We start from the raw sequence: 14,889 nt of genomic DNA, 5'->3' as shown, positions 1-14,889 counted from the left end.
CCGCGCAAATTAGAGTATAGGGACTGTGCTGTATTTAGCAAAACGAGTTCCTAAAAATAGTGACCAAAAAGTATATTTAACCGCTATTTACCATTAATGAGCTGCCTGACAATAGCAAATAAATCACTTGGCAACATGCCGCGCTCCCCTTCGCGTTCTGCCAAAATATCGGCTGCTTTAGCGTGCAATGTCACACCGTAACATGCGGCTTGATCAACAGCGAAACCTTGAGCAAGTAACGCACCTATGATGCCGGTAAGCACATCACCACTGCCACCAACGGCAAGCGCTGGATTACCATTTTCGCACAACCAAGTTTGCTGCCCGTTGGCGATCAGGCTACCCGCGCCTTTCAGCACACTGGTACTGGTATAACGTTTAGCTAAATCCGTAGCAGATTGAAAGCGATTTGCTTCAATCTCAGCAATTGAAACTTTCATTAGCCGTGAGGCTTCACCAGCATGCGGGGTTATTATGCAATTTTTAAGGCGATACTCTAAAGCATGCTTAGCCAACAAATTTAAGCCATCAGCATCAATAACTAATGGTAAATTATTTGCTAAGCAATATTGTATAACCTGCTCAAATGCGATTTGCGCCCAACTATCCTGACCAAGACCTGGACCAATAATGACACAATTTGCCCATGCAAGGGCTGCGGATAAACTGTCGCAACTAACCATTAATTCAGGGCGACCACTACTAACGACTTGTACACTGCTTTGATGAGTATAAACACGCACCATTGCAGCACCTGTACGAAGTGCTGCTTCACTTGATAAACGAATGGCCCCGCTAGTACCTTGATTCCCACCGACGCATAACAGCTTGCCGTGGTTCCCTTTATGGCTATTGCGACTTCGTGCAGCAAGTGGTTTGAAACTAGTGATATTGATAAGTGTTGCGCTAGCATCCACTAACTTGGTAAATGATTCTGCGATCCCTAAATCATTAAAAATGATTTTTCCTGCAGCACTTCGCCCGGCACCGGTTACTAAGCCTTGTTTAATCCCCACAAAAGTAACGGTAATAGTAGCCTGAATAGCGATGCCAAGTGGCTGCCCGGTGTCGGCGTCTATGCCTGAAGGTAAATCAATTGCCACTATTGCGCTAGGTTGCGCGTTGGCATCTTCAATCATCGTTAAAAATGGCCGACGAACTTGACTATTAATTCCGGTACCTAACAAACCATCAATAATAATATCGGCATTATTGAGGCGACCTTGCGTGTAACTTTCAACTTCGCCCCCCAATGCTTGCCAACGTTGCTGAGCTGTAAGCGCATCCCCGGTGAGATGTCTACTGGTATCGGCTGCAAGTACAATGACTTCTTTACCGGCTTGCTTGGCAAGGCTTGCCACAATATAGCCATCGCCCGCATTATTACCATAACCGACCAGAATAAAGTAGCGCTGAGCATTCGGAAAATGCTCGATACACTGCGAGAATACCGCATGCCCTGCGCGCTCCATCAAAGTGAACATGCTAACGCCTGCCAAGGTCGCTGCTTTTGCTTCGTGCTCCCTCACCTGCTTTGCCAAAAATAGTTGCTGTGCTAGGCCTTGATTCTGCATATTGATCCATAATAGAAGACGGGCTGTTTACTTAGACTATTAGCCACAGCTGCTAGCGTCAAGGAATGTCGTCACCAACATTTTCAGGCTAATTTAGGAGGTATACTTAGGAAGGATGGTCTTTTCGTTTGCTTTTGTTGCTGCATTTAGCAACTTTAATAAAAAACGGCGCGCAATTTACATTGCGCGCCGTTTTTTAAAACTTACTAATTAAGTGAGTTTATTCTGCTTCCGGCAGGTTACGGCCGTAAAAGATTTCTTGCATTTCACGTGTTAATTTAGAACGAATTGCTTCTTCTTCGTCTTCAGATAAATCACTCGTAGTAACACCAAATAAATAAGTATTTAGGTCTGTTTCTTTTAGCATCATCTTAGTGTGGAACAAGTTTTCTTGATACACATTCACGTCCATCATTTGGTACGCTTCTTTGGTATCTTCGGTCATGTAGTTTTGAATTGAGTTGATCGCGTGATCGATATAGTGCTTAACACCATCTACGTCACGGGTAAAACCACGCACTCGGTAGTCAATTGTTACAACATCTGACTCTAAGCTATGAATTAGGAAGTTTAACGCTTTTAATGGCGAAATAATGCCACAGGTTGATACTTCGATATCGGCACGGAAAGTACAAATACCATCATCAGGGTGAGCTTCAGGATAGGTATGAACGCAGATGTGGCTTTTATCTAAATGAGCAACAACTGTTTCAGGTAATGGTCCTGGTGCTTCATCAACTTCATAAGTTTGCTGCTGCTCAATTGGCTCTTCTGAGATCAGAATTGTTACACTAGCACCTTGAGGGTCGTAATCTTGACGCGAAACATTTAAAATATTCGCACCGATAATGTCTACTACTTCACCTAAAATATCGGTTAGTCGATCAGCACTGTACTGTTCGTCGATATATTCAATATATTCTTTACGTTGTTGCTCAGTCTTTGCATAGCAAATATCGTAAATACTAAAGCTTAAACTTTTGGTTAAGTTATTAAAGCCATGAAGTTTAATTTTATCGAAGGGTTTGTTCATGATAAACCAACCTATAAACAAGTGAAATCTGCCAGAGCAGAATGAAAAGTTCGCGGATTTTATACGAATTTCACCTCAGGAAAAAGCGTTATTTTCCCTGTTCTTGTATAACTTCGTGTGTGTGGGTAATTTCTACTGTTTTATCAAGCATTAATGCTACTGAACAATACTTCTCTGCAGATAGTTGAACGGCACGCGCAAGGTGCTTTTCTGAAACGTTGTCGCCAGTCACAACAAAGTGTAAGTTAATCTTAGTGAATACTCGCGGAGCGGACTCTGCGCGTTCAGCACTCAATTGCACTTGCACATCTGAAAACTGTTGTTTAGCTTTTTTTAGAATACTGACTACATCAACCGATGAACAGCAGCCAACTGACATTAATACCATTTCCATTGGGCTTGGTGCGGCGCTATCGCTACCAGCATCAAACACAACATTGTGACCAGAATTAGAACGCCCTAAAAAAGTATCGCCTTCAACCCATTTCACATTCGCTTGCATTTTATTACTCTCAAAGAAGTTATTTCCTTGATTGTAAGGAAGTCACACACAGTTGCAAATTAAAAACGATAATTGGAATGATCAGGCACTTTCGACAACTGCGCTATCAAAGAGGTTTTTTACCAATGCGGCAAATTCATCGATAAATGCATGTTGCTCTATTGTCACTTGATTACTGGTGACGCTGCTGAGGACTTCTTGTAAGTCGTATACAATGCCATCTACTTCACGCACGATTTGACTACGTTGTTCAGTAGAAAGCTCAGTGTGTTGCTGGCATAACAACATAACATTTTCAGCAATATCATCTTCTATTAGCTCCATAATAGTAGGAGCGCCTGGTTTTATTTCGCCGGACTTCTCAAATAATGCTAAATTTTGAGTAAGATACATGATGAGGTCATCATATCCTTGCCTATCTAAAACCATAATTATCCACACCTAATTAAAACGACTGTATTGATTTAAGCAGAAAGCGCTTTTAATTGCTACCTTTGAGCATTAACCAATACAAAAAAAGCAGCCTTGGCTGCTTTTTTAGTTATTTATTACTATTTGACCAAAATCGATTAATCGATTTTTAAGCCAGGGCTTAATGTTGCTGGCATTGCTACTTTTTCAAGTTCAACAGAGGCAACTGGGTATGCGCAATAATCAGCTGCATAGTAAGCACTTGCACGATGATTACCTGATGCACCAATACCACCAAAAGGAGCTGCACTTGAGGCACCGGTGATTGGGCGGTTCCAGTTAACAATACCAGCACGGATACGACGTAAAAAATGGTCGTAATCTGCCGCATTATCACTGAGTAAACCCGCAGACAAACCAAAGCTGGTATCGTTGGCTTTATCAATCGCACTATCAAAATCTGTAAAGCGGAATACTTTTAATAGTGGACCAAAGTGCTCTTCATCTGGGAAGTTAGCAACATCTGTACACTCAATAATACCAGGCGTTACAAAACCTGTATTTTCAGTATGCTTAAGCTCAACCAATACTTCAGCACCAAGCTCAACGAGTTGTTGCTGTGCTTTTACCATACCAGCGGCCGCAGCTGATGAGATCATCGAGCCCATAAACGGTTGCTCTACATCATCGTAGTTGCCCACTTTGATGGCTTTAGTCGCGGTAATTAAACCGGCTAAAATAGCATCGCCTTGCTCACCTGCTGGTAAAAACAGCTTGCGTGCACAGGTACATCGTTGGCCACTTGAGATAAATGCTGATTGAATAATATCGTGAATAACGGCTTTAGTATCAGCAACATCAGTAATAATCAGTGGATTGTTACCACCCATTTCTAATGCTAAGATTTTACCTGGTTGACCGGCAAACTGCTCATGCAGAATATGGCCTGTGCGTGATGAACCGGTAAAGAATAAGCCATCAATACCTTTGTGAGCAGCAAGAGCCTTACCTGTGGCTACTTCGCCTTGTACTAGGTTAATAACCCCTGCTGGTAAACCTGCTTTTTCCCATAACTTAAGCGTTAGCTCAGCAACAGCTGGAGTTAGCTCCGATGGTTTAAACACCACGGTATTGCCCGCCAAAAGTGCAGGCACAATATGGCCATTAGGTAAATGACCAGGGAAGTTATAAGGGCCAAATACCGCCACTACACCATGTGGTTTATGGCGGATCATTGCACGACCTTGCGGCATTGGGTTTTCTACGTCGCCAGTGCGCTCTAAAAATGCTTTTTCAGAGATAGCTATTTTACCGACCATAGCACCCGCTTCAGTGCGAGTTTCCCATAACGGCTTACCCGTTTCTTGGGCTATTACAACAGCAAGCTCTTCGCTGTGCTCTTTTAGGGTTTCGGCAAAAGTTTTTACAATCGCTAAACGTTCTGCAAATGATTTATCAGCCCAGCTATAAAATGCTGCACGCGCAGAGTTAACAGCGGTGTCTACTTGCTCACTGGTGGCTGAGTTTGCTTGCCAAATAATTTCGTTATTGGCTGGGTTTACTGAATTAAATGCATCGCCTAGGCCTTGCGACCATTGACCATTAATAAATTGTGCAGGATGAGTCATGTACTTTCTCCTAAATTATATACGTGTTGCGGTAACTATATCGCCAGCTTGTAAGTGCAGTGCATCGGCCATTGCCTGTGGCAAAGTCAACTCAGAGCTTGTTTCATCAAGGTTTAGTTGTGCAACGGTTGCTCTAAAATCATTGAGTTTGTCATTCGCTAGCATGATAGCCGTCTCGCCGCTGTTTTCACCGATTTTTACGGTAAAGTTTTTGGCATTACGAATAGTTGCAATATTATCTACTTTTGCTTCTACCGTTGGGCCAGCATCAAAAATGTCAACGTAGCCATTAAAGGTGAAGCCTTCTTTTTTCAGTAGTTCAATCGCAGGGCGCGTATTATTGTGCACCTTGCCGATCACGGCTTGCGCCTCTTTACTTAATAAGTTGACGTAAATTGGGTACTTTGGCATTAGTTCAGCAATAAACACTTTTTGGCCAATACCGGTTAAGTAATCAGCTGTTGGAAAATCCATCGAGAAAAAGTGTTCTTCTAACCATTGCCAAAATGGACTACTGCCGTGTTCGTTAGAAACACCGCGCATTTCTGCAATTACGGTTTCAGCAAAGCGTTCTTGGTGCTGCTTGATAAACATAAAACGTGCTTTTGAAAGCAGCTTACCGTTATTATTTTTACGGTAACCATCTTTTAAAAACAGCGTACAAAGCTCTGTTGCTCCAGTGTAATCATTACACAAGGTTAAAATATCAACCGCTTTATAAACATTCAATGTACGAGATGAATGAATAGCTTTACTTAAATGATAGTGATAAAACGCATCATCTAAACCAACCGCAGCTTCAATTGCTGAAGTACCGACTACTTCACCTGTTTCGCTATCTTCAAGAACAAACAAGTAACCTTCATCACCCGGATGAGATGCACTTTTTGCGAATGAGCTTATTGAATGAGCTATCTTCTTTTGTAATAACTCTTCGTTATTAGGTAAAGAGGTAAAACCATGTCCTGATTCGTGGGCAATTTTCAATAAAGCTGGGTAATCACATTGCTGGATTGGGCGAAGGATCATCATGAGTCCGCTTGCTCCCTTATAAATAACGGTAAATTAAGAATATTAGGGCAAGCTTGCTACTTGCCCTTATTATGATTAGAGGTGTTGATTAACCGTTCACAACGTTGGCTACGGCTTTTTCAAAGCGCGCCATCCCTTCACGGATATCCGCTTCAGGGATCACTAAAGATGGAGTAAAACGCACCACATCGGCACCCGCGACTAACGACATCACACCCTCAGCGGTTCCTGCTACTAAAAACTCTTTAGCACGACCTTTAAACTGCTCATTAACCACAGCACCAATTAATAAACCTTGACCACGAATTTCCGAGAAAACGTTGTACTTATCGTTAATTGCAGTTAGTAATTCATTAAACAATGCTGACTTTGCTTTTACGCCAGCTAATACTTCTGGTGTATTCACAGTATCAAAGGCTGCTTCACCAACAGCACATGCCAACGGATTGCCGCCATAAGTAGAACCATGAGTACCGACTTTAAGGTGCTTAGCAATCTCTGTCGTGGTGATCATTGCACCAATTGGAAAACCGCCGCCAAGTGCTTTTGCAGTAGTTAAAATATCAGGTACTACATTTAACCCTTGGTATGCATAAAGATCGCCAGTACGACCGACACCAGTTTGTACTTCATCAAAAATAAGTAATGCGTTATGTTTAGTACATAACTGGCGTACACCTTGAGCAAACTCGTCAGTAGCAGAGATAATGCCGCCTTCACCTTGTAATGGCTCCATCATTACCGCACATGTGTTATCAGAGATTAGTGCTTCAAATGCGGCTAAATCGTTATAGTCACAATGTACGATATCTCCCGGCTTAGGACCAAAACCATCAGAGTAAGCAGCTTGACCGCCCACGGTTACAGTAAAGAATGTACGGCCATGGAAACCTTTATTGAAAGCGATGATTTGCGATTTTTGCTCACCAAAATTTTCAAGCGCAACACGACGCGCTAATTTTAGTGCGCCTTCATTTGCTTCTGCGCCTGAGTTGGCGAAATATACTTTTTCAGCAAATGTAGCATCTACCAATTTTTTAGCTAAACGAAGTGCTGGCTCATTAGTCATTACATTTGATAGGTGCCAGATTTTTTCGCCTTGCTCTTTTAATGCTTTAACCAATGCTGGATGACAATGACCTAGACAGTTAACAGCGATACCACCGGCAAAATCGATATATTCACGACCTTGCTGATCCCATACACGTGAGCCTTCGCCACGAACAGGAATAACGCTTGAAGGTGCGTAGTTAGGAACCATTACTTGATCAAATAATTCGCGATTGACTGTCATTTTATATCCTCTTAATTGTGATCCTACAGAAAGTTTAAAAAATAGGCTTGATGATAGACTGTTGTACCATCTCCTTTGGCGTAAATCAGCATAGCTCACATCGCCAAAAAATACTCTCTGGTTCAATTTTCAGATAATCATTATTTCAGAGTTTTTCGTTATTGTCTCTTATAAAACTTTCATGTAGCCCTTGTTATTAAAGGCTTTGAGATATAATTTCAGAGATAGTGAATAACTATCTGAATAACGAATTATGGGGTTGTTTATTCTATATCGCTGCCCCACCCCCCACCAGGCAGAGCTTTGCAAGATAAAATATGGGTAAGAGTAGATATTAATGATGAATGAATAGTCGTAAAAAAATTAACAAAAAATTTATGAAATAAGGGCGTGTTGACCTTTCAGGATTAAAATTTGTTCAAATTAGGGGCGATTTAATCACGGCGCGAGATTTGTAACCTAGTGGGCTAAGTAAAAATTGAGCAAAGCTTCCGCGTCCTGCTCACGCCCCTTACTTACATCCATGTAAGTAACAAAGAGTTAATCGCCCCTAGGAAGAACCCTTCGGGCAGCGCGTGTTTGGCATTGATGCTGCGTTATCGCCTATTTATGGGGAACAACCACACTACATAGGCTCTGCCTTGCCTAAATACCAAACACACTGCTGCAAATTCAACCTCGAAAGATAAACACGCCCTAGTCAATTTTAATATGAAAGTGCTGCAAATTGGTTTTTTCAAGCTGCTCTAGTTCCTGTTTTGATAACCCAACGTAATCAAACCAGAGTGATTTTTCATCACTTTCCACCAGCTGATGTTCGCTCAAAGTAACACATTGACTATAACAACGTGCCTTTTGCATTAACATTGCTAATGGCAATAGTGAATCCCCTTTGGACACACCATTAATCAACTGCGATAACACAGCATTAAAAGGTAAATACCGAAACGCCATTTTATCAATCACCGTCGCCGTGACTTTTAGCGCATGCTGATTAAGTAAAGTACTTAAAAATAACGGATCAGGTTTTAACTCTAACAATGCGGTGTGAAGATCTTTATGTTGGTCTTCTCGGGCAAGGGTTACTTTGCGCTGCCACACTCGTTCGAATGTGCGTAAATAGAGTCGAATCAAAGCTATCTTGCCAACATCGAGTAACATACCCAAAGTAAATGCATGTACTTCATTAATACCATTGAGCTTAGCCAACTCTTGCGCCGCAATCGCGCAAGCCATTGAGTTATCGCGTAGGCGACGCTTTAATAATGGAAATGGTTCGGTGCTGTGTGGCATCCAATGACGTACCGCAAAGGTAGGTACTACAAACTGTAAGTTGTCTAAACCAATATAACGCAGAGCTAAAGAGGGATTATCAACTTTTACCGAAGTATGTTTATTGCGCTGCGCGCGATAATAAGGCAAATTCACAAAAGCAACTAACTCACGTCCTAACCAAGTTAAATCTTTAACTAATGGCTCAAGGCGTCCTACCGATGCTGATTTTACCGCAAGTATGTCTAAAATCGCGGGGACATTATCTTCAATACCAATGATTTCATGTAGTACCGTATCAATATCGGCTAACTGCTTGTTCATGGCAGTATCAATAACTTGATGTAACTGCTGGCTGGCTTGAGCGCGGTACTTATGATGCGAAGTACTGGAGAGTTTACGTATTTTTTGCGCAGCAACTTCAACCTCAAGTAAGGTACGCTGCTTTATCGCTTCACCATAATTTATATCTAGAGTATGAATATAGCCAATTTGACGTTGCGCAAAGCTATGTCCAAGCAACAAGTCATGGGCTCGCTGCTCTAATGCCTTAGCTGTCCTTTGTTGGCGTATTTCATCTGTCATTAATAGTTATCTTTTATAAATAAATTAAGGGGAGCTACTAGGTTTGTTAGCATAAGCCTAGAACCGAGTTAAAAAGTTAGCAAGTAATTCAAGTCCTCGCTGCGTTAAAATTGCCTCTGGGTGAAATTGTACCCCCTCTAACGCTAAGCTATTATGAACTAAGCCCATTATTTCATCTAACTGGCCGCTTTCAGTTTCGGTCCAAGCGGTGATTTGCAACTCATCAGGAATGCTATCTTGTTCAACAACCAACGAATGATAACGGCAAACTGTTAATGGATTTGGTAAGCCGGCAAATACACCTTGATTAGCATGATAAATTGGCGATGTTTTGCCATGCATCACTTGCTTTGCCCTAACAATGTTCGCACCTAATGCTTGTGCTATTGTTTGATGACCTAAACAAATACCTAAAATTGGAAATTGACCTTTTAGTTGCTCAATAAGCTCCAAAGATATACCCGCTTCATTTGGTGAGCATGGGCCGGGAGATATCACGATATGCTGAGGGTTTAACTGGGCAATTTGACTAACCGAGATCTCATCATTGCGCTTTACTAGCACCTCTTGATCTAAACGTTGAAAATACTGTACCAAATTGTAGGTAAACGAGTCGTAGTTATCGATCATTAAAAGCATGTAATAAAGCACTCAAAATAGAAATTGTTTGCAGGCAACTGCCTGCGTTCATATTCTAACTTAAGCCCGCACGAGTGTCAGTGTTTTGTATTCAGGCAAAGGGAAATTACTTTAATAACGATAATACTGAGATTGATGTTGATTTATTTTAAATCAGCCCAAGCTCTATTGTATTGGCAAAACGCCTCAGAGCATTTAATTTGACTAAAACCCATGCGTGTTTATCTATCGAGATTAATATGTAACACGCTTTAATAAGGAGCGACCTATGTTAGGCGAAGATCATTCATTAACTAAAGATTTCCCTGAATACCAAAGCACTATCACTAAGCTCAACACTGATAATGAAGAGTTCGCGGCAAGGGCAAAGCAATACAATGCAATTGATAAAGAAATCCGTGTCCTGGAGTTACAAGATGCCCCTATTGATGATGAAGCAATGCATCAATTAAAACACGATAGAATGGCATTAAAAGATTGGCTCCATCAGCAATTAGCTGATGCTGCCAACTAATAATTATATTATATATATATCTGGCGCTTATTTAAAACTAAGCGCCAGCACTGAGCGTTAACTCCCTTTCACTCATCCTATTTGCCTAAAATTACATCCATTATGGTGCAAAAGCATTGCTATTCGTTTAGCTTAGAGACAAGCTATCTTTATCTAAGTTAAATAACATTATATTTTATGTGCAAATACATACTCTCGATTGACCAAGGAACGACGAGCTCTCGCGCCATCTTATACACCAAAGATGCCGAGGTTTTTGGCACAGCCCAACAAACTTTCCCGCAGCACTTTGTGCAAAATGGTTGGGTTGAACACGATCCTGTAGATATTTGGCAAACCGTATTAGCGAGCGTTAAAAACGTATTGGCGCAGCAACGGGTAACGGCTGCCGACATTATTGCCATAGGCATTGCTAATCAACGAGAAACCACCTTAGTGTGGAGTAAAAAAACCGGGCAACCTATTTACAACGCGATTGTGTGGCAAGACCGACGCACTAGCCAGTACTGTGATAGTTTGCGCGATGCTGGGCACAGTAAAACCGTCAATGATAAAACCGGCTTATTACTCGATCCGTACTTTTCTGCCACCAAAATTCGTTGGATCTTAGATAACGTCACTGGCGCTAAAGAGCAAGCACAAGCAGATGAGCTGGCGTTTGGTACGGTAGACACCTACTTACTATGGCAATTAACCGATGGTAAAGTACACAAAACCGATGCAACCAATGCCTCTCGCACATTACTGTTTAACATTCACCAGCAATGCTGGGATGAAGACTTACTCGCCTTATTTGATATTCCAGCCTCGATGCTACCTGAAGTAATGGACTCAGCGGCTGACTTTGGTGTTACTAGCAGCGAGTTATTTGGTGGTGAAATTCCAATTAGCGGCATAGCGGGTGATCAGCAAGCCGCTTTAATTGGCCAAGCTTGTTTTGAAGAAGGTATGGCAAAAAGCACCTACGGAACAGGCTGTTTTTTAATGCTTAACACCGGCGATAAAGCACTAAAGTCAAACAATCGCTTATTAACCACCATCGCATATAGACTTAACGGCAAACCTACGTATGCCATTGAAGGCAGTATTTTTATGGCAGGTGCCACCATGCAGTGGATTGTAGAGGGCTTGAAATTATTAGAAAGCGCGGGAGAAAGTGAAGCCCTCGTCAAAGGTGTTCCCTTAGATCATGGGGTATTTTTAGTGCCCTCTTTTACAGGTTTAGGCGCTCCCTATTGGGATGCCAATGCCCGAGGTGCTATTTTAGGGCTTACTCGAGATTCAGGTATTAGTACGATTGTCGCTGCAGCTTTGCAATCAGTGGGTTATCAAACTAAAGATTTACAAAAAGCGATGGAAGGGGATGGCTTGCGCCCCAGCATATTGCGCGTTGACGGCGGTATGGCTAATAATAATTGGGCTATGGAGTTTTTAGCTAATATTTTAGGTGCGAGTGTTGAGCGGCCCACCTTAACCGAAACCACCTCGCTTGGCGTCGCCTATTTAGCAGGCCTGCAAAGTGGTGTTTATGAATCAACAGCGCAACTGGCAACTATGTGGCGATGTGACCGCCGCTTTGAGCCAACAATGAGCAGCGATGAGCGTAACGATTTATATGCAAAATGGCTACATTGTATTGCGCAAGTGACGCTTGCTAATAATCCGCAGAATGACGGCTAATCGCGTTAATATAATCTGGCATTAACAACTAACTTTAAGGTTCACCCGTGCAGTTACTCGATAACGAATATGATTTACTTGTCATTGGCGGTGGCATTAATGGTGCTGGTATTGCAGCAGATGCAAGTGGTAGAGGCTTGAAAGTATTATTGTGTGAGCAAGACGATTTAGCCTCAGCCACCTCATCAAACAGCAGTAAGCTTATTCATGGCGGGCTGCGCTATTTAGAGCACTATCAATTTAGGTTAGTAAAAGAAGCATTGCTAGAGCGTGAAGTGTTATTAAAAAAAGCACCGCATATTATTTGGCCGCTCTCGTTTAGGCTTCCTCATCAGTCACATTTGCGGCCGCCATGGATGATCCGCCTAGGATTATTTATTTACGACCATCTAGGAAAACGAGACACGCTACCCGCTTCCAAGTCGATTATTTTCACAAAAGACAGTGTGCTAAATGCATCAATTACACAAGGGTTTGAATATGCTGATGGCTGGGTAGATGACGCGCGTTTAGTGATCTTAAACGCCCTTGCCGCCGAACAACACGGAGCAACCATAGCAACGCGTACTCGTTGTATCAAGGCACAGCGCAATATTGAACATTGGGATGTAACTCTAGCGCAACAAACGACCCAGCAGCAACTACAAATCAAAGCCAAATGCATTGTTAATGCCGCAGGCCCTTGGGTTGCTTCATTGTTTGATAATGTATTTATTCAGCCATCACCACAGCATATTCGCTTAGTCAAAGGCAGCCATATCGTGGTGCCACGTATTCATGACGAGCCATGTGCCTATATTCTCCAAAATGAAGATCAACGTATTGTTTTTGTCATTCCTTTTGAAGATGACTATTCCTTGATTGGTACTACGGATGAAGAATATACCGGCACCATTAAAGATGTAAAAATTAGCGAACAAGAGATTAGTTACTTAATCAATATTACTAATCATTACTTTAAAACCCCGATTGAAGCGACTGATATAGTACATACATTCAGTGGCGTACGGCCATTACTCGATGACCACTCAGCAGATGCTCAAGCTGTAACCCGCGATTATAAGCTGATATTAAATAATGATGATAATCAGGCTGCTTTGTTAAGTGTGTTTGGCGGAAAAATAACTACTTATCGAAAACTGGCAGAAAATGCTGTGGACAAACTCGCGCTATTTTATCCTCATATGACTGAAGCGTGGACAAAAAGCGCGCCGTTACCAGGCGGAGATTTTAGTGAAAAAGCGACGTTAATAACGCAACTACAAGTAAAATACAATTGGTTGCCTGAGTTATTATTAAATAGGCTGGTACGCTCCTATGGCACGCTAACTAATGCACTGCTAGGTAATTGCAGTGCATTGGCTGACTTAGGTTGTCATTTTGGCCATGGTCTATACGCTCAAGAAGTCGATTACCTAATTGCCAAAGAGTGGGCAAAAACCAGCGATGACATATTGTGGCGTAGAACAAAGCTCGGGCTACGCTTTAGTAAAGCGCAAGTCACCGCTTTAGATAACTACTTGCGCACCTTAAATTACTAACTACACATTAAGAAGCTGCAATAAAATGCTCATTTAAGGCTGCTTTTTCAATACTAGATAAAGCTTGCTTAGCTTTAGCGGCAAAGTCGTAACGTACCAGCACTGTTTTACCGATTGCGCAGCATTTATCTTGCTGCCACGCCTCTTGGCGAAGCACAAATGAGCTGCTGCCAATATGCTCTACCGATGTTTTAATACTTACTTCATGCGAGTAAAACAACTCACCTACAAACGACACCTCAATTTTAGCAATAATAAGCTTCCAATCGTGAGGATTTAAATCGGGGGTAAAAAATTTAAAAATAGGTGCACGTGCGGCTTCAAACCAAACAGGGAGTACGGTATTGTTGATGTGTCCGAGTGCATCCGTTTCGCTAAAGCGCGGCATCACTTTTTCAGTAAACATAATAATCCAATAATAATTAAACAGGTAACTCATGACGGACTTTATCCGCGTGTATGACAACGCGCTCAGTAATGACTTTTGCGATAACTTTATCACCACCTTTTCGCAAAGCCCGCATATAAAACAAGGGATGACATCAGGCGGCATAGATCTTAATAAAAAAGATAGCCACGACTTACACTTAAACAATCATCCTGAATACGCTGAGCAATTAAAACATATTCAACAAACTACTGCACAATATGTTTTTAACTACATTGAAGAACATATTTTTATAATGATTGGGGCGTTTGGTTTAAAAGTGTACCACCCCCAAACAGGACAACCTGTTGATTTAACGCAAGCTAATTTTGACGAGGTAGGTAAACCGCAATTACCTTTATTGGTACAGCAAATTTTTCGACTCGGTAATATCCAAGCGCAAAAATACGAAGTTAACAAAGGCGGCTACCCGTATTGGCATAGTGAAGTGTACCCACAGTTACACCATAACGAAGCACTGCATCGAGTATTGTTATTTATGTTTTATTTAAACGATGTTGAAGAAGGCGGTGAAACCGAGTTTTATTATCAAAATCGTAAGATAGCTCCGAAAAAAGGCACTATGGTGATTGCCCCAGGCTACTTTACTCATACTCATCGCGGTAATAAACCTGTGTCGAATGATAAATATATTTTAACGTCGTGGGTGCTGTTTAACCGCGCAGAACAAATATACGGGCAGCCACAGGCCTAAGCGGTAAGCGGTAAGCGGTAAGCGGTAAGCGGTAAGCGGTAA

Annotated in this window: 14 protein-coding genes; 4 read left to right on the top strand and 10 right to left on the bottom strand. The window is 41.8% G+C overall.

Annotated elements, in window-relative coordinates:
* Nucleotides 1-83: 83 nt before the first annotated feature.
* The 9 genes from H5154_RS15910 to H5154_RS15870 form a co-directional block, all read right to left on the bottom strand.
* Entirely contained in the window at nt 84-1,574 is a 1,491-nt protein-coding gene (locus H5154_RS15910; RefSeq protein ID WP_182718916.1) for an NAD(P)H-hydrate dehydratase, read from the bottom strand.
* Nucleotides 1,575-1,794: 220 nt separating this feature from the next.
* Nucleotides 1,795-2,607, bottom strand: a complete 813-nt coding sequence (speD, locus tag H5154_RS15905) for an adenosylmethionine decarboxylase (RefSeq protein ID WP_145238045.1) — start codon at nt 2,605-2,607, stop codon at nt 1,795-1,797.
* Between the two features lie 88 nt (nt 2,608-2,695).
* Entirely contained in the window at nt 2,696-3,109 is a 414-nt protein-coding gene (locus H5154_RS15900) for an OsmC family protein (protein WP_145238042.1), read from the bottom strand.
* Nucleotides 3,110-3,190: 81 nt separating this feature from the next.
* Nucleotides 3,191-3,538, bottom strand: coding sequence for a DUF3802 family protein (locus H5154_RS15895; RefSeq protein ID WP_149980484.1), 348 nt, complete (start codon nt 3,536-3,538; stop codon nt 3,191-3,193).
* Between the two features lie 140 nt (nt 3,539-3,678).
* Nucleotides 3,679-5,148 carry a succinylglutamate-semialdehyde dehydrogenase gene (gene astD / locus H5154_RS15890; protein WP_145238036.1) on the bottom strand — a complete coding sequence of 490 codons (1,470 nt, stop codon included), beginning with the start codon at nt 5,146-5,148 and terminating at the stop codon, nt 3,679-3,681.
* Nucleotides 5,149-5,163: 15 nt separating this feature from the next.
* Complete coding sequence (astA, locus tag H5154_RS15885) at nt 5,164-6,180, bottom strand: arginine N-succinyltransferase (RefSeq protein ID WP_145238033.1); 1,017 nt, start codon at nt 6,178-6,180, stop codon at nt 5,164-5,166.
* A gap of 88 nt (nt 6,181-6,268) precedes the next feature.
* Nucleotides 6,269-7,474, bottom strand: a complete 1,206-nt coding sequence (locus tag H5154_RS15880) for an aspartate aminotransferase family protein (RefSeq protein WP_149980483.1) — start codon at nt 7,472-7,474, stop codon at nt 6,269-6,271.
* Between the two features lie 696 nt (nt 7,475-8,170).
* Entirely contained in the window at nt 8,171-9,331 is a 1,161-nt protein-coding gene (locus H5154_RS15875; RefSeq protein ID WP_182718915.1) for an HDOD domain-containing protein, read from the bottom strand.
* 57 nt (nt 9,332-9,388) lie between these two features.
* Nucleotides 9,389-9,970 (bottom strand): aminodeoxychorismate/anthranilate synthase component II, encoded by a 582-nt coding sequence (locus H5154_RS15870; RefSeq protein WP_182718914.1) that lies wholly within the window; start codon nt 9,968-9,970, stop codon nt 9,389-9,391.
* 268 nt (nt 9,971-10,238) lie between these two features.
* Here H5154_RS15870 and H5154_RS15865 point away from each other — a divergent pair, with 268 nt between their 5' ends.
* The 3 genes from H5154_RS15865 (at nt 10,239) to glpD (ending at nt 13,705) form a co-directional block, all read left to right on the top strand.
* Nucleotides 10,239-10,484: a YdcH family protein gene (locus H5154_RS15865; protein WP_145238021.1), complete on the top strand. Its 246-nt coding sequence runs from the start codon at nt 10,239-10,241 to the stop codon at nt 10,482-10,484.
* Nucleotides 10,485-10,661: 177 nt separating this feature from the next.
* Nucleotides 10,662-12,164: a glycerol kinase GlpK gene (gene glpK, locus H5154_RS15860; protein WP_182718913.1), complete on the top strand. Its 1,503-nt coding sequence runs from the start codon at nt 10,662-10,664 to the stop codon at nt 12,162-12,164.
* Between the two features lie 47 nt (nt 12,165-12,211).
* Nucleotides 12,212-13,705: a glycerol-3-phosphate dehydrogenase gene (gene glpD, locus H5154_RS15855; RefSeq protein ID WP_182718912.1), complete on the top strand. Its 1,494-nt coding sequence runs from the start codon at nt 12,212-12,214 to the stop codon at nt 13,703-13,705.
* A 7-nt stretch (nt 13,706-13,712) separates the two neighbouring features.
* Here the strand turns inward: glpD and H5154_RS15850 are convergent, their stop codons facing one another.
* The gene (locus tag H5154_RS15850; RefSeq protein WP_182718911.1) at nt 13,713-14,111 is read right to left on the bottom strand and encodes a thioesterase family protein; all 399 of its coding nucleotides are present in this window, start codon (nt 14,109-14,111) and stop codon (nt 13,713-13,715) included.
* Between the two features lie 31 nt (nt 14,112-14,142).
* Between H5154_RS15850 and H5154_RS15845 the strand changes: the two genes are divergently transcribed.
* Nucleotides 14,143-14,847 (top strand): 2OG-Fe(II) oxygenase, encoded by a 705-nt coding sequence (locus H5154_RS15845; protein ID WP_145238009.1) that lies wholly within the window; start codon nt 14,143-14,145, stop codon nt 14,845-14,847.
* Nucleotides 14,848-14,889 lie beyond the last annotated feature (42 nt).

Source organism: Pseudoalteromonas sp. SR44-5, assembly GCF_014163675.1.
GTDB classification, from domain to species: Bacteria; Pseudomonadota; Gammaproteobacteria; order Enterobacterales; family Alteromonadaceae; genus Pseudoalteromonas; species Pseudoalteromonas rhizosphaerae.
Note: the sequence above shows the minus strand (reverse complement) of the source record. Positions and strands in the feature narration are given on the sequence as shown.

Excerpts from the sequence above, each read along its gene's own strand:
- H5154_RS15910 (WP_182718916.1), bottom strand. The coding sequence starts at position 1,574 with ATGCAGAATCAAGGCCTAGCACAGCAACTATTTTTGGCAAAGCAGGTG.
- speD (WP_145238045.1), bottom strand. The coding sequence starts at position 2,607 with ATGAACAAACCCTTCGATAAAATTAAACTTCATGGCTTTAATAACTTA.
- H5154_RS15900 (WP_145238042.1), bottom strand. The coding sequence starts at position 3,109 with ATGCAAGCGAATGTGAAATGGGTTGAAGGCGATACTTTTTTAGGGCGT.
- H5154_RS15895 (WP_149980484.1), bottom strand. The coding sequence starts at position 3,538 with ATGGTTTTAGATAGGCAAGGATATGATGACCTCATCATGTATCTTACT.
- astD (WP_145238036.1), bottom strand. The coding sequence starts at position 5,148 with ATGACTCATCCTGCACAATTTATTAATGGTCAATGGTCGCAAGGCCTA.
- astA (WP_145238033.1), bottom strand. The coding sequence starts at position 6,180 with ATGATGATCCTTCGCCCAATCCAGCAATGTGATTACCCAGCTTTATTG.
- H5154_RS15880 (WP_149980483.1), bottom strand. The coding sequence starts at position 7,474 with ATGACAGTCAATCGCGAATTATTTGATCAAGTAATGGTTCCTAACTAC.
- H5154_RS15875 (WP_182718915.1), bottom strand. The coding sequence starts at position 9,331 with ATGACAGATGAAATACGCCAACAAAGGACAGCTAAGGCATTAGAGCAG.
- H5154_RS15870 (WP_182718914.1), bottom strand. The coding sequence starts at position 9,970 with ATGCTTTTAATGATCGATAACTACGACTCGTTTACCTACAATTTGGTA.
- H5154_RS15865 (WP_145238021.1), top strand. The coding sequence starts at position 10,239 with ATGTTAGGCGAAGATCATTCATTAACTAAAGATTTCCCTGAATACCAA.
- glpK (WP_182718913.1), top strand. The coding sequence starts at position 10,662 with ATGTGCAAATACATACTCTCGATTGACCAAGGAACGACGAGCTCTCGC.
- H5154_RS15850 (WP_182718911.1), bottom strand. The coding sequence starts at position 14,111 with ATGTTTACTGAAAAAGTGATGCCGCGCTTTAGCGAAACGGATGCACTC.
- H5154_RS15845 (WP_145238009.1), top strand. The coding sequence starts at position 14,143 with ATGACGGACTTTATCCGCGTGTATGACAACGCGCTCAGTAATGACTTT.